The sequence below is a fragment of the Parafrankia sp. FMc2 genome, from assembly GCF_041008525.1.
Classification (GTDB): Bacteria; Actinomycetota; Actinomycetes; order Frankiales; family Frankiaceae; genus Parafrankia.
In genome coordinates this window covers 19,828-44,625 of the sequence record NZ_JBFLUG010000053.1, presented here as the reverse complement: position 1 = coordinate 44,625, position 24,798 = coordinate 19,828, and the positions used below count along the sequence as shown (strand labels likewise).

General features: G+C 72.5%; 13 protein-coding genes. 9 read left to right on the top strand and 4 right to left on the bottom strand.

The window, feature by feature from the left end:
• Positions 1-24 precede the first annotated feature (24 nt).
• Positions 25-321: a thiamine-binding protein gene (locus AB1460_RS19120; RefSeq protein ID WP_368962973.1), complete on the top strand. Its 297-nt coding sequence runs from the start codon at positions 25-27 to the stop codon at positions 319-321.
• A 283-nt stretch (positions 322-604) separates the two neighbouring features.
• Positions 605-1,534: a tetratricopeptide repeat protein gene (locus tag AB1460_RS19115; RefSeq protein ID WP_368962971.1), complete on the top strand. Its 930-nt coding sequence runs from the start codon at positions 605-607 to the stop codon at positions 1,532-1,534.
• Positions 1,535-1,727: 193 nt separating this feature from the next.
• On the opposite strand, the gene glgB is transcribed toward AB1460_RS19115, so the two are convergent.
• From glgB to AB1460_RS19095, 4 genes are all read right to left on the bottom strand, one after another.
• Positions 1,728-4,202 (bottom strand): 1,4-alpha-glucan branching protein GlgB, encoded by a 2,475-nt coding sequence (glgB, locus tag AB1460_RS19110; protein ID WP_368962969.1) that lies wholly within the window; start codon positions 4,200-4,202, stop codon positions 1,728-1,730.
• Between the two features lie 119 nt (positions 4,203-4,321).
• A complete protein-coding gene (locus AB1460_RS19105) occupies positions 4,322-5,737 on the bottom strand; it encodes a maltokinase N-terminal cap-like domain-containing protein (protein ID WP_368962967.1) in 1,416 nt (471 codons plus the stop codon).
• A 174-nt stretch (positions 5,738-5,911) separates the two neighbouring features.
• The gene (gene treS / locus AB1460_RS19100) at positions 5,912-7,657 is read right to left on the bottom strand and encodes a maltose alpha-D-glucosyltransferase (RefSeq protein WP_420497315.1); all 1,746 of its coding nucleotides are present in this window, start codon (positions 7,655-7,657) and stop codon (positions 5,912-5,914) included.
• Positions 7,654-9,762 (bottom strand): alpha-1,4-glucan--maltose-1-phosphate maltosyltransferase, encoded by a 2,109-nt coding sequence (locus tag AB1460_RS19095; protein ID WP_368962965.1) that lies wholly within the window; start codon positions 9,760-9,762, stop codon positions 7,654-7,656. The genes treS and AB1460_RS19095 overlap by 4 nt, the downstream gene beginning before the upstream one ends.
• Positions 9,763-10,756: 994 nt before the next feature.
• Here AB1460_RS19095 and AB1460_RS19090 point away from each other — a divergent pair.
• The 7 genes from AB1460_RS19090 (at position 10,757) to AB1460_RS19060 (ending at position 24,778) form a co-directional block, all read left to right on the top strand.
• Positions 10,757-11,332 carry a TerD family protein gene (locus tag AB1460_RS19090; RefSeq protein WP_368962963.1) on the top strand — a complete coding sequence of 192 codons (576 nt, stop codon included), beginning with the start codon at positions 10,757-10,759 and terminating at the stop codon, positions 11,330-11,332.
• A 443-nt stretch (positions 11,333-11,775) separates the two neighbouring features.
• Positions 11,776-12,996, top strand: coding sequence for a DUF475 domain-containing protein (locus AB1460_RS19085; protein ID WP_368962961.1), 1,221 nt, complete (start codon positions 11,776-11,778; stop codon positions 12,994-12,996).
• A 158-nt stretch (positions 12,997-13,154) separates the two neighbouring features.
• A complete protein-coding gene (locus AB1460_RS19080) occupies positions 13,155-13,832 on the top strand; it encodes a TerD family protein (RefSeq protein ID WP_368962960.1) in 678 nt (225 codons plus the stop codon).
• 189 nt (positions 13,833-14,021) lie between these two features.
• On the top strand, positions 14,022-16,691 hold the full coding sequence (locus tag AB1460_RS19075) for a hypothetical protein (RefSeq protein ID WP_368962958.1): 2,670 nt from the start codon (positions 14,022-14,024) through the stop codon (positions 16,689-16,691).
• 203 nt (positions 16,692-16,894) lie between these two features.
• Positions 16,895-18,619, top strand: coding sequence for an Hsp70 family protein (locus AB1460_RS19070; protein WP_368962956.1), 1,725 nt, complete (start codon positions 16,895-16,897; stop codon positions 18,617-18,619).
• Positions 18,620-18,746: 127 nt separating this feature from the next.
• Entirely contained in the window at positions 18,747-22,571 is a 3,825-nt protein-coding gene (locus AB1460_RS19065; protein ID WP_368962954.1) for a zinc ribbon domain-containing protein, read from the top strand.
• Positions 22,572-23,041: 470 nt separating this feature from the next.
• Positions 23,042-24,778 (top strand): glycoside hydrolase family 26 protein, encoded by a 1,737-nt coding sequence (locus tag AB1460_RS19060; protein WP_368962952.1) that lies wholly within the window; start codon positions 23,042-23,044, stop codon positions 24,776-24,778.
• Positions 24,779-24,798: the final 20 nt, after the last annotated feature.

Below are 24,798 nucleotides of genomic sequence, written 5' to 3'. Positions count from 1 at the left end.
CGTCCCGCGTGGTACGCCTGTCGCATGCTTGTTGCCTTCAGCGTCACTCCCATCGGGGCCGGCGAGGGTGTCGCGGCCGCTGTCGCCGAGGCCGTCCGGATCGTGCGCGACTCGGGGCTCCCCAACGAGACCAACGCGATGTTCACGCTGGTCGAGGGCGAATGGGCCGAGGTCATGGACGTCGTACGGCGGGCGGCCGAGGCGGCCGCGGCCGGCGGCGGGCGAGTCAGCCTGGTGCTGAAGGCCGACATCCGGCCCGGCGTCACCGACGCGCTGCACGACAAGGTGGCCAGCATCGAACGGCACCTTTCGGGCGACTGAACGGGCGGCTGACCAGGCGGCCGGGGCTCCACCCGGCCCGTGCCGCACCCGTCCTGGCCCGTCCTGCCGGGGATCCGGCGGAGGTACGGCGGGGGCACGGCGTCGGTTCCTGCCGGGCGGCTGGTCACCCGGCGGAGCGCCCGTGCACTCGGCCGCGTGAGGGCCACGCGGGAAAAAGTCGACCGGTGGCGCCCGAGGTTCATCCGCCGGGTGTAACGATGGAACCATGCAGCGGAGGTCACCTGTCCCCCCCGGCTCGCCGCGCAGGGGCGGGCCGGGCCGAATGCCCGAGTCACTTGGCGGTCTGCGGCTGGCCGGCGCCGTGCCCCTCGATCCCAAGCCCGCCGCACCGCCGCCCCCGGCGGGGCGTCCCGGCACCCCCCCGGCGGGCGGGCCGGGCGGCTCCGGCGGCCAGCCGGGCGTCGCCACCGGTCCCGTCGTCATCGATGTGACGGAGGCGACGTTCACCACCGAGGTGGTGGACCGGTCCATGGAAGTGCCCGTCGTCCTCGACTTCTGGGCGGAGTGGTGCGGGCCGTGCAAGCAGCTCAGCCCGGTGCTGGAGCGCCTCGCGGTGGCCGACGGCGGCCGGTGGATCCTCGCCAAGATCGACGTCGACGCCAATCCCGGTCTCGCGCAGGCCGCCCAGGTGCAGGGCATCCCGGCGGTCAAAGCCGTCGTCGGCGGCCGGATCGTCGGCGAGTTCACCGGCGCGGTGCCTGAGCGCGAGGTCCGCAGCTGGCTCGACCAGCTGCTCAGCGCGGTCGGCGAGCTCGGTGGCGCCGCGGCGGGAGCGGAGCCGCCGCCGCACCTCGCCGCCGCCCAGGATGCGATGGCCCAGGGCGACCTGGACACGGCGGCGGAGGCCTTCCGGGCTCAGCTGGCGGAGTCGCCGGGCGATCCGGAGGCGACCCTCGGGCTGGCCCGGGTCGAGCTGCTGCGCCGGGTCGGCGGTTACGACACGGCCTGGCTGCGGGAGCGGCTGGCCACGGATCCGTTCGACGTGGAGGCCGGTCTGGCGGTGGCCGACCTGACGGTTGCCCAGGGCGACCCGGCCACGGCCTTCGGCCGGCTGGTGGAGCTGATCCGCCGCACCTCCGGGGATGACCGGGAGAAGGTGCGCGCCCACCTGGTCGGGCTCTTCCAGGCGCTGGGTGACGACGAGCCCGCGGTCGCCCCGGCCCGGCGGGCGCTCGCCGCGGCCCTGTTCTGAGCCGCCGAGTTCTGGTTCTGAGACGCCGAGTTCTGAGCCGCCGGCCTCTTCCCGCGTGACCGGCGGTCGCGCGAGACGCCCCCCGGACCTGCCCGCCCGTCAGCCGTCACGACTGGCGGGCGGGGGCAGCGGGGGGCGCGGCAGGCGGAAGCAGAGCCGTCCGCCGGGGCGCTGATCTGACCGGCGTGGTCTGTCAGTCGCCGGGGGCGGTGGTGGGAAGCGCCGACGGCTCCTCCGGCTCGTAGCGGAACCAGAGCGTGCCGAGCGGCGGCAGCGCCAGCGTCGCCGAGGCCGGCAGGCCGTGCGACGGTTCCGGCACCGCGGTCACCGCACCGAAGTTGCCCATGCCGCCGCCGCCGTACTCGGTGGCGTCGGTGTTGAGCACCTCCAGCCAGCGGCCCGCGAACGGGAAGCCGAGCCGGTAGTCGACGTGGCCGACGCCGGCGAAGTTCGTCACGCAGGCCAGCACCTGGTTGCCGTGTTCCGACCAGCGGGCGAACGCGAAGACGTTGCTCTCCGCGTCGTTCGCGTCGATCCAGGAGAAGCCGCTGGGGTCGGTGTCGCGCTCCCACAGTGTCGGGTTCGCCCGGTAGGTGTGGTTGAGGTCCTGGACGAGACGGGCGATCCCGGCGTGCCCCGGGTCGTCCAGCAGGTGCCAGTCGAGGGTGGTGCCCTCGTTCCACTCGTTGTCCTGACCGAACTCGCAGCCCATGAACAGCAGCTGCTTGCCAGGGTGGGCCCACATGTAGCCGTACAGGCACCGCAGGTTCGCCAGCTGCGCCCACCGGTCGCCCGGCATCCGGCGCAGCAGCGAGCCCTTGCCGTGCACGACCTCGTCGTGGCTGAACGGCAGGATGAAGTTCTCGGAGTAGGCGTACATCATCGAGAACGTCATCTGGTGGTGGTGGTAGGTACGGAAGACCGGCGCCCGGGACGTGTAGTCGAGGGTGTCGTGCATCCAGCCCATGTTCCACTTGAACCCGAAGCCGAGGCCACCGAGATGGGTCGGGCGGGTCACCCCCGGCCAGGCCGTGGACTCCTCGGCGATCATCATGGCACCGGGCACCACCCGGTAGACGGTGGCGTTGACCTCCTGCAGGAACTCGACGGCCTCCAGGTTCTCCCGGCCGCCGTGCCGGTTCGGCGTCCACTCGCCGGAGGGGCGGGAGTAGTCCAGGTAGAGCATCGAGGCGACCGCGTCGACCCGCAGCGCGTCGACGTGGAACTCCTCCAGCCAGTACAGCGCGTTGGCGACCAGGAAGTTGCGCACCTCGCGCCGGCCGAAGTCGAACACGTAGGTGCCCCAGTCGGGCTGTTCGCCGCGGCGGGGGTCGGGGTGTTCGTAGAGCGGGGTGCCGTCGAAGCGGGCGAGCGCGAAGGCGTCCCGCGGGAAGTGGGCGGGCACCCAGTCGACGATCACGCCGATGCCCGCGAGATGCAGGGTGTCGATGAGGAAGCGCAGATCGTCCGGACTCCCGAAGCGGGACGTCGGAGCGTAGTAGGACGTGACCTGGTAGCCCCAGGAGCCGCCGAACGGATGCTCGGCGACCGGGAGGAACTCGACGTGGGTGAAGCCGTTCTCCACGACGTACTCGACGAGCTGCTCGGCGAGTTCCCGGTAGCTCAGGCCGCGCCGCCACGAGCCGAGGTGGACCTCGTAGATGCTGACCGGCGAGGCGTGCCAGGTGGTGCTCGCCCGGCGCTGCAGCCAGGCCGCGTCCTGCCAGGTGTGGTCCGACTCGTGCACCACGCTGGCGGTGGCCGGCGGGCGTTCGGTGGCGAAGGCCATCGGGTCGGCCTTCTGCCGCCAGACGCTGTCGGCGCCGAGGATCTCGTACTTGTAGCGGGTGCCCACGCCGACTCCGGGCACGAACAGCTCCCAGACGCCGGACGTCCCCAGCACCCGCATCGGCAGCGCGCGGCCGTCCCAGAAGTCGAAGTCGCCGATCACGCGGACGCCCCGGGCGTTCGGCGCCCAGACGGCGAAGCTGACCCCGGACACCTCGACGTCGCTCCCGGGCGCGCGCAGCCGGCGTACCTGCGCGCCGAGGACCGTCCAGAGCTGCTCGTGCCGGCCCTCGCCGATCAGGTGCAGGTCGACCTCGCCGAGGGTCGGCGCGTGGCGGTAGGGGTCGTCGACGAGGTGGGTGGAGTCCGGGTAGGTCACCTCGAACTGGTAGTCGGGTACGCCGCTGTCGGAGGTGCGGCCGGAGCCGCGGCTGGTGTCAAAGCTGCGGCTGGGCACTGCGACGCCGAAGACCCCGCCGCTGTGCAGCCGGGCCATGGGGTGACGCTCGCCGTCCACGAGCACGTCGACGGACGTCGCGTCGGGGCGCAGCGCGCGCAGCACCGTCCATGCTCCGCTCGGGTGCGGCCCGAGGATGCTGTGCGGGTTGTGGTGCGCGCCGCCGACAAGGCGGTCCAGCTCCTCCCGCGGCAGGTCGGCCGGGGGCGCCCCGGCCGGTGAGGCCGCGGCGGCCGGCGCGCGCGTGCCGGCGGTGCTGGCGGGGTCGACGGGGTCGACGGGGTCGGCCGGCCGTGCCGGATCGGCGGAGTCGGCCGTGCCGGGCCGGTCCGCGACCGCGGTGTCGGCGAATCTCGTCAGGCGCACCGCGTCCGGGAGCCCGTTCACGGACCCGGCCCGCCCGATGTCGCGGGGATCGTCCACTACGGCCACCTGTCCCTCTCTCGTCGTCAGGGCCTCGTCATCGATGACCCCTCCCGCGGGCGCCGCGGGCGCTGCCGCGGTCACCACCGTGCCCGCCGCCGCGACACCCGCCCGACGGGCTACTGCGTGCTCTCGTCCGACCCCCGCAGAGCCGGCTGGGCGCGTTGCTGTTCAGGATCGCCGGTGAGCCGCGCCACCGAGCGCAGCGGGATGCCGATCCAGCCGGGCCGGTGGCGTGCCTCGTAGAGCACCTCGTACACGGCCTTGTCCAGTTCGAAGGCGCTCAGCAGGGCGCCCTCGTCGCGCGGGTCGGTGCCGGAGCGGGCGCCGTAGCCGCGGCAGAACGCGTCCCGGTTGCGGTCGGCCCACTCCAGCGCACGGTAGGCCAGCGCCGGCTCGTCCTGACGCTCGAGCAGCATCGACTGGGCGGCGTAGTCGAACGACCGGAGCATGCCGGCGACGTCCCGCAGCGGGGACTCGAGCACGATGCGCTCGGGTACCGGCCGGGCCGGCTCGCCCTCGAAGTCGAACAGCACCCACCCGGACTCGACCCGCAGCACCTGCCCGAGGTGCAGATCGCCGTGGATGCGCTGGAACGGCGCCGGATGCTCGATGCCGCGGACAGCGTCGTAGGCGGTCCGCAGCGCCGTCTCGAACGGCGCCAGCTCGGTCACCGCGGCCAGTGCGCCGTCGAGCCGCTGGTGCAGGTAGTCGGCGACCGCGCCGAGGGTGGCGGCGTCGGCCGGCCGGGTCGGCAGTGCGCTCGCCAGGTCACGGTGGACCTGGGCGGTGGCGGCGCCGAGACGCTCGGCCTCGGCGGCGAAGTCGCCGCCGACCTCGTCGGCGTGCAGATCGCCCTCGGCGTACAGATCGCGCACGCTGGCCAGGGCCAACAGCCAGCCCTCGGCACCGGTGCGCAGGTAGTCCTGCATGAACGCGAAGGTGGTGGGGATGCCGGAGAGCTGCCCGCTCAGCCAGGCGACCGGGCGCGCCACGTGACCGCTGCCAGCTCGCGCCAGCACCTGGGTGATCTCCAGGTCCGGGTTCATCCCGGGCCACAGCCGGCGGAACACCTTCAGGATGTAGGCCTCGCCGTACACGACCGAGGTGTTCGACTGCTCCGCGCCGACCGGGCGGGCGGTGAGGTCCTCCAGGGTCTCCACCGCGGTCGCGGTCAGGCCCTCGCGGCTCGCGCCGCGCCGCAGGTAGGTCAGCAGGGCGGCGTTGCCGTCGGCGTCGCGCAGGCCGTCGTAGACCATGCCGCCCGCCGACTCACCGATCAGGAAGCCCTCGTGACCGAACGGGGAGTCGCCCCGGATCACCACCGGGACCTGGTAGTAGTCGCCGGGCCCGCCGTCGTCGTAGCTGACCTGGATCACGAGCAGGCGCAGCACGGCCTTCGCATGCGCGTCCAGCGTGAGCCGGATGTCCTGTTCGACGCGCAACTGCCCGCCGGCCCGGCCCTTGCCCGCGAACCATCGCTGCCGGGGCAGCCAGTCCGAGAGCAGGGCCGTGAGCTCGGAGTGGTCCGTCATGCTCGACCTCCCTGCGCGTCGCTGCCGCTGCCGCGTCGTCGTCGGCGCGGCCTTCCGGCCACCGCTCGGGCGGGACCGACGTGCCGCGCGATCCGTGCGTGAGCGTGTGGGCCGGCAGACCTCATCGTGACGGCGGCACACACGAAGATCAAGGCGCGGCCGCCGGCTGCCTCACTAAGTCGTGAACTCCCCCGAACTGGTCAGCGCGAACCAGTAATGGCCGTGCCCCGGCAAAGTCAGCAGATAGGGCAGCTCGCCAACCGGCGGAAAATGGACCCGGCCGAGCAGCTCGACGGGCACCAGCCCGGTGAACCGCCGCAGGTCGAGCTCGACGGGCTGCGCGAACCGGGAGAGGTTCGCGACGCACAGCACCCGGTCGTCCCCGAACTCGCGGACGAAGGCGAACACCGACGGGTTCGATGCTCCGAGCTCCTCGTAGGTGCCCAGGCCGAACACGGGGTGCCGCTTGCGGACCTCGATCATCCGCTTCGTCCAGGACAGGAACGAGGTCGACATGCGCTGCTCGGCCTCGACGTTCAGCGCCTGGTAGCCGTACACCGGATCCATGATCACCGGAAGGTACAGCCGGGCCGGATCGGTGGTCGAGAACCCGGCGTTGCGGTCCGGGGACCACTGCATCGGGGTGCGCACACCGTCCCGGTCGCCGAGATAGATGTTGTCGCCCATGCCGATCTCGTCGCCGTAGTACAGCACCGGGCTGCCGGGCAGGGAGAGGAGGAGGGCGGTGAACAGCTCCATCTGGTCGCGGCTGTTGTCCAGCAGCGGGGCGAGCCGGCGGCGGATCCCGATGTTCGCCTTCATACGCGGGTCCTTCGCGTACTCGGCGTACATGTAGTCCCGCTCCTCGTCGGTGACCATCTCCAGGGTCAGCTCGTCGTGGTTGCGCAGGAAGATGCCCCACTGGCAGTTCGGGGGGATCTCCGGGGTCTGCGCCAGGATCTCCGAGATCGGGTAGCGCGACTCCCGGCGCACCGCCATGAAGATGCGCGGCATCAGCGGGAAGTGGAACGCCATGTGGCACTCGTCGTCGTTGCCGAAGTACTGCACGACGTCCGACGGCCACTGGTTCGCCTCGGCGAGCATGACCCGGTCGGCGTACTTGGCGTCGATCTCCTTGCGGACCCGGCGCAGGTACTCGTGGGTCTCCGGCAGGTTCTCCCCGTTCGTGCCCTCACGCACGTACAGGTAGGGCACGGCGTCCAGCCGGAAGCCGTCGAGGCCGAGGTCGAGCCAGAAGCGCAGGACCTCCAGCATTGCCTCCTGGACGTCCGGGTTGTCGTAGTTGAGGTCGGGCTGGTGGGAGAAGAACCGGTGCCAGTAGTACTGGCCGCGCACCGGGTCCCAGGTCCAGTTCGACTTCTCCGTGTCGACGAAGATGATCCGGGCGTCCGGGTACTTCTCGTCGGTGTCGGACCAGACGTAGAAGTCCCCGTAGGGGCCCTCCGGGTCCGAGCGGGAGGCCTGGAACCAGGGGTGCTCGTCCGAGGTGTGGTTCATCACCAGGTCGGCGATGATCCGGATGCCGCGCTTGTGTGCCTCGTCGACGAGGTTCACGAAGTCACCCAGGTCGCCGAACTCCGGCAGGATCTGGAAGTAGTCGGCGATGTCGTAACCGCCGTCGCGCAGCGGCGAGGAGTAGATCGGCAGCAGCCACAGGCAGTCGACGCCGAGCCACTCCAGGTAGTCCAGTTTGCTGACCAGCCCGCGCAGGTCGCCGGTGCCGTCGCCGTTGGAGTCGGCGAAGCCGCGTACCAGGACCTCGTAGAACACCGCCCGCTTGAACCACTGCGGGTCGTGCGGGGTGACCGGCGGGCCCGGGTCGGCCCCGTCGGCTCTCGCCGCGGCGGGCACCGACGGCAGGCGCAGGGCCTCCTCGGTGAAGGGCTCCGCGGCGCTCACGTCAAGCGTCGCACGGTCAGCACGTGGGCGGGCTCGCTCGGCTCCAGGCGGACGTAGTTGTCCCGGCCCCACCGGTAGGTGGCGCCCGTGATCTCGTCGTGCGCCTCGAAGGCGTCACCCCAGTCGAGGCCGAGGGAGGGCATGTCCAGTCGCACCGTGGTCTCCCGGGCCGTATGCGGGTCGAGACTGACGACGACGATCACGAGGTCGTCACCGGGGCCGAGGCGGTCGGGGACGGACGTGGTGGCGGCGGTGGTGGTGGTGGCGGTGGTGGCCAGGCCCGCCGCGGCCGTCACGGCCGGGGCGAGTGTCGGATCCGCGGCGTTGGCCGCGGCCGACGCCGCGGCGGTGAGCCGCTTCGAGAACACCATGATCTCGGGCGCGTCCGACTGGTGGATCCGCAGGTTGTGGAGCCAGTGCAGAGCCGGGTGGGCGCGCCGGATCTGGTTCAGCTGGGTGAGGTACGGCGCGAGCGAGCGGCCGTCCCGCTCGGCGCCGGCCCAGTCCCGCGGCCGGTACTGGTACTTCTCCGAGTCGAGGTACTCCTCGCTGCCGGCCCGCACCGGGTCGTTCTCGTACAGCTCGTACCCCGCGTAGACACCCCAGGTGGGGGAGAGCATGGCCGCGAGCACGGCGCGGATCCGGAACGCGGCGGGCCCGCCGCGCTGGAGGTACTCCGGCAGAATGTCCGGCGTGTTGACGAAGAAGTTCGGCCGCATGTAGTGGGCCGAGTCGACCAGCTCACGCGCGTACTCCTCCAGCTCCGCGCGTTCGTTGCGCCAGGTGAAGTAGGTGTACGACTGGGTGAAGCCGACCTTGGCGAGGCTGTGCATCATCGCGGGCCGGGTGAACGCCTCCGCGAGGAACAGGACGTCCGGCTCGGTCGCCTTGACCTGGCCGATGAGCCACTCCCAGAACTCGACCGGCTTGGTGTGCGGATTGTCGACGCGGAAGATGCGCACGCCGCGGGCCGTCCAGAAGCGGACCACGCGCAGGATCTCGTGGTAAATCCCGATCGGATCCGCGTCGAAGTTCAGGGGGTAAATATCCTGATACTTCTTTGGCGGATTCTCCGCGTAAGCGATGGAGCCGTCACTGCGGACGACGAACCATTCCGGATGGTGCTTGGCCCAGGGATGGTCCGGAGCGCACTGCAGCGCCAGGTCGAGCGCCACCTCCATGCCGAGGGAACGGGCCCGCGCGACGAAGAGGTCGAAATCGTCCAGTGTCCCCAGGTCGGGGTGCACGGCGTCGTGGCCGCCGTGCACACTCCCGATGGCCCACGGCGAACCGGGGTCGTCGGGGCCGGTGACGAGTGTGTTGTTGGGGCCCTTGCGGTTCACCTCGCCGATCGGGTGGATCGGTGGCAGGTAGACCACGTCGAAGCCCATCGCGGCGACGGCGGGCAGCCGCTCGGCGGCAGTCAGGAACGTCCCCGAGCGCGGCGGGTCCAGGCTGGCCCCTTCCGAGCGGGGGAAGAGCTCGTACCAGCTGCCGTACAGCGCCCGCTTCCGGTCGACCCAGACGCGGTACAGCGGCGAGCGGGTAACCAGCTCACGCAGGGGATGGGCGTCCAGCAGGACGGCCAGTTCCCGCGCGCAGGCCAGCGCGATGCGCTCGTGCGGGTCGGTGCGGCTGTCGTCGCGCAGGGCGGCCACCGCCCGGGCGACCTCGGCCCGCCGGGACTCCGGGACGCCGGGCAGTGCGCGGAGGAGCAGCCGGGCACCATCCTCGAAGTCGACGGCGAGCTCGTCGACGGACTGGCCGGCACCGACCTTGAGCTCGATGCCGTGGCGCCAGGTGGCGACAGGGTCGGCCCAGGCCTCGACACGAAAGCCCCACAGGCCCTCGCGGCCCATGACGAGATCGGTCTCGTAACGGTCCGTGCCCGCACCAGTCATGATCATCCGCGTGAACGGAGCACCCTGACCGTCGGGCCCGGAAAAGACGACATTTGCTCCGATCAGGTCATGACCTTCACGGAAGACCGTCGCGCTGACGGTGAGGGTTTCGCCCTCCACCGCCCGCGACGGCCACTGGCCACAGGAGACGACCGGGCGCACGTCGGAGATGACAACCCGGCCTACTGAACGTCCGATCATCATGGGGACCTTATCCAGACGAACCACGACTCAATGGTCGACCCTGCACATGGCGTTCGATGACACCGCCACGTGAACTGCATGCAACCACCGGATGGGTCTGCGTTGTTTCCACGGTGTGTCTGGTCGTGCTGTCCGGATGGTTACGGTCCTGACCGATGTTCCCGGCTTGCCGGGGTCGTTAACCCTCCGGCGTCGATATTGCTTCTGTTGATCTTGTTGGGTGTCCGGTGGGGGTCTGGCGCGGGCCGCGTCGAGGTCGTCGCGATCTGCGCTGCCGCCCATTTCTGACGGTGTGCCCATCGGGCTGGCGATGTCACTCCGCAGCCGGCTGATGTGTCGGCGACGTGACAGACCATCTGGACATCGATGGACCTTCGGTGGTGGCACGCTCATCGATCAGGGAACTTCGTCGAGCCGTCGTTCGTCTCGCTGGGCACGGAACTGTCGCACAGGAACTGCTGAACACCCACACTCATCGGCTGGCGCACCGGAGCGCAACCGCACCGGGCCGGGCGATGCACCGCACGGGGAGGCGTGGCCGGGGCTGTGGCAAGGGGACAGTACGGCCGCCGGGGCCGCCGCCCTCGCGCGTGTTCGCGTCGCCCGGGGTCGCCAGCTCGGCTTCGCCGTGCCCCGGCCGGTGCGCGGTCGCGTGCGCGGCGGGCCGGCCATGTGACGTTCGTGGGCACTTCGCGTGCCGGCGTGGGTGAGCGGTGGAAACTCCGGGCCCGCGTGGGGCCTTCGGCGTGAAGTGTGACGCAGTAGGCTGCCGCCGCCCGTACGCCCGGGTGGCGGGGCCTGTGCGCGACCGGTCCGGACGCGGGGGCGGCCGGGCGGCGGACCGGGTGCCCTGGGGAGCCTGACGCACGTGTCCGGCGAGCCTGGCGTGCGGCGCGCCTGACAGGCGGCGGGCCGGCACGGGCCCGGTCCGTCGTTGATCCGAAGCCCGAACCCGACCTGAACATCGACCCTGAACATCGAAACTGGAGGAGCAGTGGGAGTCAGCCTCAGCAAGGGCGGCAACGTTTCGCTGACCAAGGAGGCGCCCGGTCTCACCAACATCGTCGTCGGTCTCGGCTGGGACGTGCGGACGACCACCGGCGACGACTTCGACCTGGACGCCAGCGCCATCGCGTGCCGGGCCGACGGCAAGGTCGTCTCGGACGGGCACTTCATCTTCTTCAACAACCTGAAGAGCCCGGAGGGTGTCATCGAGCACCAGGGAGACAACCTGACCGGTGAGGGCGAGGGCGACGACGAGAAGATCAACGTCAGCCTCGTGGGTCTGCCGGCCGAGATCGACAAGATCGTCTTCCCGGTCTCGATCTACGACGCGGACAACCGCTCGCAGAGCTTCGGTCAGGTGCGCAACGCCTTCATCCGGGTGGTGAACGCGGCCAACCAGTCCGAGATCGCGCGCTACGACCTGACCGAGGACGCCTCGACCGAGACCGCCATGGTCTTCGGTGAGGTCTACCGGCACGGCGCGGAGTGGAAGTTCCGCGCGGTCGGCCAGGGCTACGCCTCCGGGCTCGCGGGCATCGCCCGCGACTACGGAGTCAACGTCTGACCGGTCCGCCGGTCGCGGTGGCGGTCCCGGGCGCGGCCGGTCGCGGTCCGTGCGGGCCCGCCCCGCTCTCCGCGGATCCGTGCGGCTGCGCGGAGAGCGTCCGGCTCTGCCGTCGTGCGGGCCGTGCTGTCGAGTGGACGGTGCTGTCGTGACGGCAGCGCCGTCCCGCCAGGGCACGCTGGTGCCCACCAGGCTGTGATCTCGCCATAGCCGCGGCGGACGAAGCAGGCCAGAGCCGATGTCCGTCAGATTTCGGTCGTGTCCCCGGGGCCGTGTCTTAATACGATGCGCTCGACCACACGGCCGGCACAGCCCGGTGAACTGGACCCAGTGTCCGGCGACAGCGCGGTGATCTGTAAGTGGTGGGGCCGGTACGGACCGCGGTCCCCGTCGCGAATGCCTGTCGGAACATCGCGAGCCGGTCCGGGAGGTGTTCCCCAGCAGTGCACGCACTTCGGATTTTCGGCTGGTCCATCGCGATCACAGTGATCGGGATCGCCGCGGCAGGCGTCATCGGCGGCGCCGACGCCGCGGCGATCGTCGCGATTCTGGCGGTCCTGGAGATCAGCCTGTCGTTCGACAACGCTGTGATCAACGCGACGATTCTCGGCCGGATGAGCGAGTTCTGGCAGCGGATCTTTCTGAGCGTCGGCATCATCATCGCCGTCTTCGGCATGCGGCTGGTGTTCCCCATCGCCATCGTGGCGCTGACCGCGCACCTGAACCCGGTGGAGGTCTTCGACCTCGCACTGAACGACGAGGCCGAGTACGCGGCCCGGCTGCACGAGGCGCACCCCTCGATCGCCGCGTTCGGCGGGATCTTCCTTTTCATGATCTTCCTGGACTTCATGTTCGACCCGGAACGTGACATCCAGTGGCTGAAGCGGCTGGAGGAGCCCTTCCGCAAGGCCGGGCAGCTCGACGTGCTGCCCGTCGTGACCGGGCTGGTCGCGCTGCTCGTCGTCGCCGAGGCGTTCTCCGGCGATCACACCCAGCAGGTGCTGACGGCCGGCGTCGCCGGTCTTGCCACCTACCTGGGCGTACGCGGGCTGGGCGAGTTCTTCGAGGCCCGCGGAGTCGGAGTCGAGGCCGACGATGACGACGAGGGCGCGGCGGACGCCGGCAGCGCCGTGGCGGGCGAGAGCGTGGCGGGCGGGGCACCGCAGCGCCGGACCGGCACGCCCGAGGTCGTGCTCGCCACCGGCCGGGCCGCGTTCTTCCTGTTCCTCTACCTCGAGGTGATCGACGCATCGTTCTCGTTCGACGGTGTCGTCGGTGCCTTCGCGATTTCACAGAACATCTTCATCATCGCGGTCGGCCTCGGTATCGGTGCGATGTACATCCGATCGGTCACGGTGTACCTGGTCCGGCGCGGAACGCTGGGCGAGTACATCTATCTCGAGCACGGAGCGCACTACGCGATCGGCGCGCTGGCCGTCATCCTGGCCATCTCCATCGAGACCGAGGTGCACGAGATCGTCACCGGTCTGATCGGTGTCGGGTTCATCGGGTTGGCGTTGCTGTCGTCGATCCGGCACCGCGCGATGCAGCGCAAGGCGGCAGGCGGTGGCACGGGTGCCGTCGACAGCGGGGACGGGGACGGCGAATCCGCCGCGGCCGGTGACGGCGAGGAGAACGCGCCCGCCATCGGAACCCGGACCTGACGGACGAATCCGGACTGTTCGGTGCTTCCGCGCATGCCCCGCCGGCCCGTTCTCCCGGGTCCTGATTCCGCGGGGCCACCGATCGAGATAATCAACGTCTGCCGTCGCTGACCGTCATCAGCTGTCGCCACACCCGCCAACCCGCGAAGGAGCGGATCATGGGAATCGACTACAACAAACGACCCGCGGCGCCGGCGGCCGGGCCTCCGGTTTCGCTGAGCAAGGTGACCCTGACCAAGTCCGCGCCGAGTGTGTCGCTGAGCAAGCAGGGCGGCGGCGGACGCCTGCACGTCAACCTCAACTGGGACCAGAACAACGCGGGATCCGGCGGGGGCAAGGGCGGCTTCCTCAAGCGCGTGCTGAGCGCGGCGGGCGGCGGCGTCGACCTCGACCTCGCGTGTCTGTTCGAGCTGGCGGACGGCCGCTCCGGTGTCGTCCAGGCGCTGGGGAACGCGTTCGGCTCGTTCGACAACCCGCCCTACGTCCAGCTCGACGCCGACGACCGCACCGGCGCGACGGCGGGCGGCGAGAACCTGCACGTCAACCTGTCCCGCATCGCGGAGATCCGTCGGCTGCTGGTTTTCGCCTTCATCTACGAGGGCGCCGCGTCGTTCGACCAGGCGAACGCCGTGGTCACTCTGACCCCGGCCCAGGGAGCACCGATCGAGGTGCGCCTCGACGAGCGCGCCGGCGGTTCGCGGATGTGCGCGATCGCCCTGCTCACGAACACCGGCAATGACTTCACCGTCAGCCGCGAGGTTCGGTATGTGGGCGGCCACCGGGAGCTGGACGCCGCCTACGGGTGGGGACTGAACTGGTCCGCTGGCCGGAAGTGACCGGAAGGTGAGGACCGGGCCGGAGTTGAGCGGATCGCCCGAAGAGGGCAGGCTGTGCTCTGGACCGGGCGCACAGGCAACGACGGAACGGATCTGTGCCGGCTCGGGCCGCTCCCGTGACCCGGGCCGGGCCGACCCACCGGGATGATCCATCCAGTGCCGTCGCCTGCAGGGGAAGGGCGTTACTCCATGTTCCAGCCACGCCGTTCCTCTCGCGCGGGCCGTTCGGGCGCGGTTCCCGACCCGGCCGAGCAGGGCGCGGAGCAGGACGAGGCCAACTACCGCTGGTTCGCGCCGGACCCGGCGCCCGAGGTGGACGAGCCGCCGGGCACCGGGCCGGACGGACCCGGCCGCGGTGACGCGGAGCCGCCTGGCCGCGACCCCGCCTGGTACGACACGGAGGACGGGACGGATCCGGGCCCCGGCGGCCATCCGCATCCCCGGGGCTACGTCGTCGCGGTGCCGGTCACGCGCCGCCGGCGCGACCACGGATCGCGCGGCGGCGTTGACGGCCGTCACGGTGACGGCCGCGGCGGTGACGGTCGCGCCGGTGCAGGCAGCCGGGAGTCGCTGTTCGCGCCCGAGAGCTACGAACGTGCGGGGTACGGCCCGCCGGACCGCGGTGCCGGCGACCCGGAGGCCGACTTCCGCGCCGCGTACCCTGGCGCGCCGTACGGGGCGCCGGTCGAGGAGTACCCCGCCGCCGGGTACCCGCCAGCCGAGGCGCGCGGTGGCGGCTACCAGGATTCCGGCTACCGGCTGCCGGCCGGGCCTGACGGCGGGTACGAGACGGACGGCCAGTTCGACCGGCCCGACACGCCCGACACTCCCGGCACCCGCGACCGCCGGGCGGACCCGCGGGCCGATCGCCTCGCCGAGGATCGCTCCGCGCCCGACGGGTACGTCGAGGGCGACCGCTACGGCGAGGCGGACGGTTATGCCGGGGGCGGCGGTTACGACGGTGCCGGCGGTTACGAGGGCACCCGCGCCTACGGCGGCACCGACGGCGGATCCGGCAACCGTGACTACGGGGCGGAGGCCGCCGGCTACGGCGAACCCGGTGGCTACGTCGCCGCCGACGGCTATGCCGGTGCTGACGGCTATGCGGGTGCCGACGGCTACGCCGGCAAGGGCGACTACGCCGGCAAGGGCGACTACGCCGGCGCGGGCGACTACCGCCCGGGCGGGTACACCAGCTCCAGGGAGTACACCGGCTCCGGTGACGGCAGCAGTCAGGACGCCGCCGAAGGGTACGAAGGCGCAGGCGGCTACGCCGGCGACCGCGCCGGGCGGGGTGACTACCGCGCGCCGGCCGGCTACGCGCCGGCCGGCAGCTACCAGGACGGCAACGGCTACCAGCCTGCCGATGGATACGACCGCGCGCCCGGGTACGACCGTTCCGGCGGGGCCGACCGCGCCGAGGGCTACGAGAGCCGCGGCTATGACGACGGTGCTGCCCGCTTCGACCGCGCCGAGAGCCGGCACCGGGCCGGCCTGCCCGAGGACTTCCGTGCGGCGGACCAGGCTGAGGACTTCCGGGCGGCGGACACGTACGACGCCACCGCGGTCAACGCCGACGCCGAGTACCCGGACAGCGGCTACCCGGCCGACCCGGGGTTCGCCGGCGGCCCGGCGTACGGCCGGGCGGAGTACGGCGGCGCCGACTACCCGGATCCGGACGCTGATCCGGCCCCCTACCCGGACGCGCCGCGCGCCGATGCCGAGGTGCCGGGGCCGCCGGCCGGGTCGGCCGCCCGGTCCGGGCCAGCTTCCGCGGACGGCGTGGCCAACGCTCCGAGCCTCCCCCCGCTGCCCGTCCAGAAGATCGACTTCTTCCGACGTGACAGCCCGCCGACCTTCGACGCCGGTCCGCCGCCCACGGTGCAGGCGCCTCTCGAGGAGGAGCATGCCAGCGGCCACGCCGCCCGTATGGACGAGTTCGATCTGCTCGACTACGAGATCCTCGGGGGCGGCCCCTCGGGTCGGCGCAGTGCCGACCCGGTCGTTGACGCCCGCGGCGACGCCGACGGCGCTGCGGGTCACACCCGGGACGCCCCTCGGAGAGCCGAGGAGCACGCCGCGGTCGTTCGGCCGGCGCCGGGGCTGGTGGACGACCTGACCGGGCCGGGCCTGCCGGGCGCGGTCGACCTCCCGGACGACGCCCTCGACTCCGGCGCCTTTGCTGCGGGAACGCCCGATCCCCGGACGTCTGATGACGGGACGTCCGGCGCCGCGGTCGGCGGGATCGAGATGCCGGACGCGGCGGACATCGTCCCGGCGCTGCCGGGGGTGCGCGGCCCGGACGGCTCCGCGGCCGCGACGCACGCCCCGGACCCCGGTGTGGACCAGGCCGACCGGGCCGACCGGGCCGCAGAGAACAGTGCCGCTGTCGCCGCGGCAGCCGCCGCGGCCGACCGGCTTGTGCTGGAACGGCTCGCCGAAAGTGTGGACGAACTCGTCCGCCTGCGGCGGCATGATGCCGAGCTCGTCGACCGCCTGCACGCGGAGAACAGCCGCCTGCGCGGGGGCGAGCTGACCGAGGCGATGGCACCGCTGCTGCGCGGGCTTGTCCGGCTCTACGACCAGATGAGCAGTCTCGGGGGCGAGGACTCGCAGAGCGTCGCCGGGATCCTGCGCAAGCAGTTGCTCCAGATCCTCGACCTGGCGGCGGACGTCCGTCCGTTCACCCCGGAGGTCGGGGAGTCCTTCGACCCGGGCCGCTTCCTCGGGGTCCGGCGCGTCGCCACGGACGAATCGGCGCTGGCGGGGACGGTCGCCCGGACGGTCCGGCCCGGCTTCGTACGGGGTGAGTCGACCGTCATCCGCCCGGCGGAGACCGAGGTGTACCGGGCGCGCTGACCCGCCCGATGACCACCGGATGGCCGTCCGGGGGACGGCCGGCTACAGCGGCCTGCGGCGACCCCGTCATCATCATGAGGCAGATGCCGGCGGGAGCACCGCCGGCGGCGAGGCCGGCGACGAGTTCCCGCCGGCGGTGTGGGGGCGTCGCCGGCTGCGGGCCGTCGGTGGCAGCAGTCGTCAGCGGAAGGGAAGATCAGACGGTGGCAGGCACCAAGGTGTTCGGCATTGACCTGGGCACCACCTACTCGTGTATCGCCCAGGTCGACGAGTACGGCCGCCCGGACGTGATCCGCAACATCGAGTCACAGCCCACGACACCCTCTGTCGTCCTGTTCGACAGCGCCAGTGAGAGCGCCGCGGCCGCGTCCGCGGGCGAAGCCGGCGCCGGGGGGGCCGACGGCGGAGGGTCGGGCTCCTTCGTGGTCGGGACGCAGGCCAAGCGCCAGGCCCGGATCCGCCCGGACGACGTCGCGCGGCTGGTGAAACGGCACATGGGCGCCTCGGACTGGCGGTTCGTGGCCCACGACGTCGAGTACAGCGCCGCGTCGGTCTCGAGCCTGGTCCTCAAGGCCCTCGCCGCGGACGCCCAGCGGGCGACCGGCACGCCGGTGACCGACGTGGTGATCACTGTCCCGGCGTACTTCGGTGACGAGGAGCGCAAGGCGACCAAGCTCGCCGGCGAGCTCGCCGGCCTCAACGTCGTCGACATCATCAACGAGCCGACGGCCGCCGCGTTCGCCTACGGGTTCGCGCAGGACGGCCAGTCCACCGCCACCGTGCTGGTGTACGACCTCGGCGGTGGCACGTTCGACACGACGGTGATCAGGCTCGACGGGAACGACATCACCGTGGTGGCCACCGACGGTGACCACGAGCTCGGCGGCGCCGACTGGGACAACGAGATCGTCCGCTACCTGGCGCAGAAGTTCGTCCAGGAGCAGCCGGACGCCGGTGACCCGCTGGACGACGTCTACGACGAGCAGGAGCTGCTCACCGGCGCCGAGGACGCCAAGCTCGCGCTGTCGGGGCGGGAGAGCGTCGACGTCCTGGTGGTGCACGGCGGGAAGCGGTGCAGCGTCACGCTGACCCGCGCGACCCTGGAGGAGATCACCGCACCGCTGCTGCAGCGCACGGTGGACCTCACCGCCTCGGTCCTGCAGCGGGCGAAGGAGAAGGGCGTCGACACCATCGACCTCTGTCTCCTCGTCGGCGGGATGAGCAAGCTGCCGGCGGTCGCCCGCCGGCTCAACGAGACGTTCGGCCTGAACTGCCGGCTCGCCGACCCGGACCTCGCCGTCGCCAAGGGGGCGGCTGTCTACGGCCAGAAGAAGGCGCTGGAGCGTGAGGTCCGCGCGGAGCTCGTGTCGAGCGGGCGGCTGCGCCCGGACCAGCCGCTCGACGCCGCCGCCGCCGGCGACCTGGAGGCGGCCGCGGCCGCGAGCGCGTCCGCCGCCGGGCTGACGACCTCCTCCGTGGTCGACCTGGTGCGCACCCGGGTGACGGACGTCACGTCCCGCGGGTTCGGCATCTTCGCGGAGGATCGCGGGTCGGCCGTCGCCGCCTTCCTCGCCCACCAGAACGACGCCCTGCCGATCCAGGTGAAGCGGACGTTCTACACGATCTCCGACGACCAGGCCGAGGTCGACATCCGCGTCTTCGAGCAGGGCACCGGCGTCGAGTCGACCCGCATCGACGACAACAAGGTGATCGTGGCCGGGGCGATCAGCGGTATCCCGGCCGGGCACCCCCGCGGCACCCCGGTCGAGGTCAGCTTCGAGATGGGCCGCGACCAGACCATCCAGGTGACGGCGACCCACGTGGGCGCGTCCGAGCCGCTGGTGCTGCGGGTCAAGGCGGGTGTGGGCAGCGAGAGCATGAAGACCGAGGAGTCGGCCAAGGTCAACCTGCTCAAACAGCGGGACTGATCGCCGCCGGGAGCCCGGGCGGGTCGGGATGACCACCACGGTGGCCGCGGGCCGGGACGGGATCCGTACCCTCGTCGGAGGAGCGGAGTGCCCGGCAGGCGGGCGGGGGCGGAACGAGGGTGGAGCGGTGAGCGCGGCATTCGACGGCAGCGGCTACCGGCGACGGGTCCTGGCTCCGCTGCGCGCCCGGACGCCGGTGGATACCACCGACCCGTTCCTGATCGCGGACCTCGATCCGGCCCGGGAGGACACCGACTCGGACGTCGCCGCCCGGCTGGCCCGGGTGATGGCCTTCCTACAGCGCGAGCGCAACTCGGCGAAGTACGCGGCGCTGGCGACGGAGCTCGTCCGCCGCCGGGCGGAGTGGGAGGCGCCGCTGCTCGACGGCGACACCCGGGCGCACCTGCGCCAGTTGGTGCTCGACGCCCGCCGCAGCGGGGACGCGGAGCGGCTCGCCAAGGTCGACGGCTATCTTGTCACGCTGCGTGATCGTTTTGGTGGCATTCCGGAGTCCCGCGTGGCGGGCCTGCGCCGGCTCGCCGCCGCGGCGGGCGTCACCGGCGCCGAGTTCGACGCCCGTCTCGCCCGCGAGCACATCATCGCCGACGGAGAGGGATCCGGCGTCGCCGCACTGGCGCCGGAGGTCCGCAGCCAGATCCGGCAGCGCCTCGAGGACCTGCGCGTGCTGCGCGGCGGCGACCAGGTCGGTACCGCGTCGCTGTGGGACTTCCTGGGCCTGCCGCCCGACGCCCCCCTGGACCGGATCCGGGCCGCCTGGGAGTCGGTGGCCGCGGGCAACGCCCGGCGGCCGCACGACCGGGAGAAGACGCTGACGGCGGACCTGCTGGCGATGGTGCGCTCCCGGCTCGTCGAGGGCGACCCCGCGGCGTACACCGCCGGCCTGCTGGCGGACGTCGCGGACGAGCTGCGCCCGGTCGTCGAGGAGCACGTGGTGCTCGACGGAGAGCTGACCGCGGTCGCCTACGAGGGCGCGGTCCGGGCGGCCCTGGCCGCCGGCCGCGGGCTCGGCGCGGAGCAGGTGAAGACGGTCATCCTCGGCATCGCCCGCGATCTCGGCGCCGCGGTGAGCACCGGGGGCGCCGTCGACTACGTGCTGTGCTCGGGCTGCGGGCGTCCCGAGCCGGTCGGCGGGTCGGCCACCTGCCGCTACTGCGACACAGGGCTCTACACCACCTGCCCCGCGTGCTCCGCGCTCACCGAGGCGGCAGCCGTGACCTGCCGGCGGTGTGGCCACAGCCTGCGCCAGGTCCGGGCCGCCGGCGACGCGCTGACCGCGGTCCGCCAGGCCCTCGAGGGCGGCCGGCCCCGGGAGGCCCGCGAGGGCCTGGCCCGCGCCCGCGCGGCGCTCGCGGCGGCCGGGCCGGCCGGGGGCAACACCGCCCGGGAGTCCGCGGAGGAGCTGGAATCACTGGTCCGTGCCGCCCTCGGCGCCGCCGAGGCGGGCTGGCGCGCCCTTCTCGAGGACCGCACCACCCTGCGGCCGGACGCCGCCATCGAACGCGCCCGCTGGCTTGTCGCCCGGGCCGCGGACGTGCCCGGCCCGGACGGCCGCACTCCCGCGGACGTTCTCGGCGAGCTGACCGCGGAGCAGGCGGTGATCCGGCGCCGGGTCGAGGCCGCTCGCGGGCTGCCCCCGCACCAGCGGGAAGCCGCACTCGTCGCGGTGCTCGCCACCGCCGTCGACAGCCAGGACGCGCTGCGCGCGCTCGCCGCGGTGCCGCTCGCACCCCCCGACGACCTCACCGCCGCGGTGGTCGACAACGCGGTTGTCCTGCGGTGGCGGCCGTCCCCGTCCGCCGGGCCGGTCACCTACCGGGTGGAACGGATCACCGAACAGCCGGGCTCGGCCCGGGCCGACCGGCGGGCGCTCGGCACGACCGGCGCCACCGAGCTCGCGGACGCCGGGGCGCCGGCCTGGGCGACGGTCCGGCACGAGGTGACGGCGCTGTCCGGCGACCGGCGGTCCCGACCGGTGACCACCCGGCCGGTCATCGCCGTCCGCGACATCGCGGACCTGCGTGCCGAGGCGACGCCGACCGGCGTGCGGCTCACCTGGCGGCCCGGCGGGCCCTCCGACACGGTCACCATCGAGCGGACCGTCGACCCGGACTCCGCGGTGACCGCCCCGCCGCGGCGTGCCCGCGTCACCGGCGGCAGCTTCCTCGACCCGGACGTGCTGCCCGGGGTGGGCTACCAGTACCGGGCGTTCGTCGAGTACACCGACATCGACGGCAACGCCGCCCGGACGGCGGGAGCGCAGGCCGAGTTCGGCGTGCCCTCCCGGCGCCGGCCGGTCACCGATCTGATGACCGGCTCGGAGGGCGATCAGGTCACGTTGCGCTGGAACGCCCGGGCCGGGGCGGAGGTGCGGGTCTACGCGGTCCCCGTTCCGGTGGCCGGGCCGGTCACGTTCGCCGGCGCCGGTATCGGTGCGTCCGGTGGCGCCGGCGCATCCGGCCGAACCGCCGCGGCGGGGGCGGGTCTGCCTGGCGCGGTCGACCCCGGCTTCGCCGGTCCCGGGGTGAACGCCCCCGGCCCGGGCGGCGACGCCGGCCTTCCCGGAGATCCGACATCCGGGCCGCTCGCCCTGCTGGGACAGGAGGGGGCGGAGGTGCCGCTCGCCGCGCTGCTACCGCCGCTGCGGCTGGTCGGCGCCAGCCGCTACGGCCAGCTGCGGGACGCGGCCGTCCCCGGCAGCTCGGGCCTGCGGGAACTGATCTACACCCCGGTGACGGTCACCGGCGATCTCGGTGTGGTCGGGCGATCGGTGCGCCACCGGATGCCGGCCCCCGTTCCGCCCCCGGCGCCGCGGGCCGCCGATCACTCCGGGCGAGACGCCCCGGCCGCCCTCAACCGTTCTCCGCTGCCATCCCTCTCGCCGGGCACGCAGCCGGTGGTGATCGACGTGATGCCGATGCCTCCCGCCATCCAGCTGGTCGAGACGCCGGTGCCCCTGGCGCCCGCGGTGCCTGCGGTGCCCGCCGCGCCTGCGGCGTCCGCGGTGCCTGCGGTGCCTGCGGCGCACGCGCCGGTGGCGGGGCCGTCCGATGACCTTGCCGTGGCCGCACCCACGACCGGCGCCTTCTGGCTGCCGACCGGCCCGCCGATCTCTGGCCTTCCGGTGGCCGGCCGGGCGGTCGTCGGGCAGGCGGCCGGCGGGCATGCACCCGCCGGCCCGCCGCCCGTCTCACAGCCACCTGCCGGTCCATCGCCTGCTGGTCCACCGCCCGCCGGGCAGCTGGCGGCCGGGCAGATGATGGCCGGGCAGATGATGGCCGGGCAGCTGATGGCGAACGTCGGTCCGTCCACCGTCGGGATGCCGGTGCCCGGCCCGCTGGCGGCCGGAGTCCCGATTCCGGACCAGATCGCCGCGGGGCTGCCGGTTCCCGGGGCGGCGACGCCGAACGGCGCCACCGAGCACACCGGGCCGTACGGCGCGCTCTGGCACGGTGTTCCACCCCTGCATGCAATGGCACCCGTGACTCCGATGAATCAGAACGGCCGGGGCGGCGTCGGCCACGCCGACGGATCGGAGCCGGGGCTGCTGACGGCCGCCGGTGCCGGCGCGCAGCAGACGCTCCCGCCGGCCGCGATGCCGGCGCCGGACCCGGCCGAGCTGAGCTCGGTGTCGTACACGGTGTCGAAGGCGGGCTGGCGGCGCCGGACGCTGCGGGTCCAGGTACGGTCCACCGGCCCGACCCCGCGGCTTGTGCTGGTGGCCCGGCCCGGCGAGGAACCGCCCTCGACGCCGGCCGAGGGCCAGCCGCTCACCGAGCTGCAACCTGCCGGGTACGCCGGGTCCTGGACCATGGAGGTCACCCTTGAGGGCGCGCAGCTGCCGTGGGGGGTGCGCCTTCTTCCGGTGGTGACGCCGGACGGGCCCGCCCTGTGGGTGGATCACCCCGAGGACAGCCAGCTCGTCATTCGCTGAGGGCCGATCCGAATCGCGCGGAGACCTCCGCCGCCTGGCCGATGTCGCTTCGCGGAGAACCGCGAAGAAATTCGCCGTAGCGAACCCGATGTGGCCTTGATCGCCTGAACGACACGGTTCGTTGTGTATCCGTTACTTAAGTGCACTGTGTCTGGGTGCTAGTTGATCGCCGTCTTTCCCGTTACCACTCCGTATATTTCCCGGTAGTACCGCCCCCGTTCGGGTTGGTCCCTTACGATGAGTCCGTTCAGTCGTGTGCAGTTTGGTCGGATTCTTCTGAGGTCCGGCCGGCGAACCGGAGAATCCGTCGGACGCCGTCGGCTCTGGCACCGCAGCGGCGCGCTGGGTCACACCACGGTGGTGGCGACCCGGAGGGGACGAGCCGCGGGGAGGCACCACGAGTCCTCCCGCGTGTGCCGGTCGTGTGTCCGCCGATGATCCGCGCCACAACCGAAAGGCGGCCCGCGAGCATGGCCTCGACACTCGGCGGCCGACCGACCCCTCGGGTCGACCGCCCATCCCGCGCTGGTCTCCGCCAGCGCCTCGCTGTCTGTCCTCCCTCCCGCACGTCCGGCCAGCGCAGGTCCGGCCAGTTCGGGCGCAGGCGTGGCCGCCGGGTCGGCCGCGGGCCCCGGCTGGGCCTCGCCGCCGCGTTCGCCATCCTGCTCTCGCTGGAGCTGGTGTCTCCCGCGGGCGCCATGGCGACCGGTGCGGCGCCGACTCCGTCCCGTTCACCGGCCGGCGGCGCTGGTCCGGGCGACCCGCAGAGTCCTGCCGGCCCGGGGGGAGCCGGTCAGCAGGTTCCCGTGGCCGGCCTGACGTCCGGCCCGGCGGTGACCGGGCGGGCGACTCTGACGGTCGTGCTGTTCGACGGCGACATCGTGCTTGTCGGCGGCCGTGGTTTCAGCGCCGGCGGCGATGTGACCGTGACCGCGGCCACCACCGATCTCGGTGGTTCGGCAACGGCCCGCGCCGGCGCGGACGGCCGGTTCATCCTCGGCTTCCAGGTGCCCGCCGGGTTCGCCGGCCGGGTGACGGTCACCGCGCGGCAGGGCTCGCTGGAAGCCAGCGGAACTCTCGACGTCGTCGCCACCGAGGCGGTGGCCCCGGAAGGCGCCCCCGCGGAGGACGCTCCGGAGAGCCCGGCACCGGAGGACGGGGGCCGGGTCGTCTCCGCTCCGACCTCCTCCGCTCCGACCTCCTCGGCGCCGTCCACCTCGGCGCCGTCCACCTCGGCGCCGTCGGCCACCGGCGCTCCGGCACCTGCGCCGAGCCCGGCCCCGCGGCCGGCCCCCGCCGGTTCCGGCGGCGGCACCAGTGGTGAGCACTCGGGCCTGCCGTGGATGTCGGGCGTCTACCCGTCGCACGTCCTGTCGCAGGTCCTGTCGTTCGGCAACTGGCGCGGCCGCCCGAACGACGTCGCGCACGTGTTCACCGTGCGGACCAAGGGCTGGTCGGCGATGGTCGAGCCGCGCTGGCCGCTGGACCTGTACAAGGGCTTCCAGGGCAAGCTGGTGATCAGTCAGCCGACCTACCCGAAGGGCCAGGGCAACCACGCGGCCTGCGCCCGCGGCGAGTACGACGAGCACTGGAAGAAGTTCGGCACCTTCCTGAAGAACAACGGCCGCGCCGACTCGATCGTGCGTATCGGCTGGGAGTTCAACGGGACGTTCATGTACTGGCATTCGGACCCGGCCGGAACGCAGTTCCGGGACTGTTTCCGCAAGATCTCCACGGCTATCCGGTCGACCGATCCGGACGTGAAGATCGACTGGACGTTCAACGCGCACGCCTCGCCGGTGCCGAAGGGCGGATCGCCGTGGGCGGCCTACCCCGGGGACGAGTACGTGGACTACGTGGGTATTGACTCGTACGACTGGTACCCGGCATCCCGCAACGAGGCCGAATGGAACCGCCAGTGCGACACCCCGAACGGCCTGTGCTACCTCCTGGACTTCGCCCGCCAGCACGGCAAGAAGGTCGGTGTGGGTGAGTGGGGTGTGGCTTCCTGCAGCCGAGGCGGCGGCGGTGACAACCCCTTCTACATCCAGAAGATGTACGACACGTTCATGGAGTACAAGGACGTGATGGCGTACGAGGCGTACTTCCACGACGCCGCGCCCGGGAACGTCTGCTCGACCATTCAGAACGGCGGCCAGAACCCGAAGGCCTCCGCCACCTACAAGCGGCTGTTCGGAAAGGCCTGACACCGCTTCGCAGAGTGACC

Excerpts from the sequence above, each read along its gene's own strand:
- AB1460_RS19095 (WP_368962965.1), bottom strand. The coding sequence starts at position 9,762 with ATGATGATCGGACGTTCAGTAGGCCGGGTTGTCATCTCCGACGTGCGC.
- AB1460_RS19060 (WP_368962952.1), top strand. The coding sequence starts at position 23,042 with ATGGCCTCGACACTCGGCGGCCGACCGACCCCTCGGGTCGACCGCCCA.
- AB1460_RS19120 (WP_368962973.1), top strand. The coding sequence starts at position 25 with ATGCTTGTTGCCTTCAGCGTCACTCCCATCGGGGCCGGCGAGGGTGTC.
- AB1460_RS19115 (WP_368962971.1), top strand. The coding sequence starts at position 605 with ATGCCCGAGTCACTTGGCGGTCTGCGGCTGGCCGGCGCCGTGCCCCTC.
- AB1460_RS19105 (WP_368962967.1), bottom strand. The coding sequence starts at position 5,737 with ATGACGGACCACTCCGAGCTCACGGCCCTGCTCTCGGACTGGCTGCCC.
- AB1460_RS19080 (WP_368962960.1), top strand. The coding sequence starts at position 13,155 with ATGGGAATCGACTACAACAAACGACCCGCGGCGCCGGCGGCCGGGCCT.
- AB1460_RS19075 (WP_368962958.1), top strand. The coding sequence starts at position 14,022 with ATGTTCCAGCCACGCCGTTCCTCTCGCGCGGGCCGTTCGGGCGCGGTT.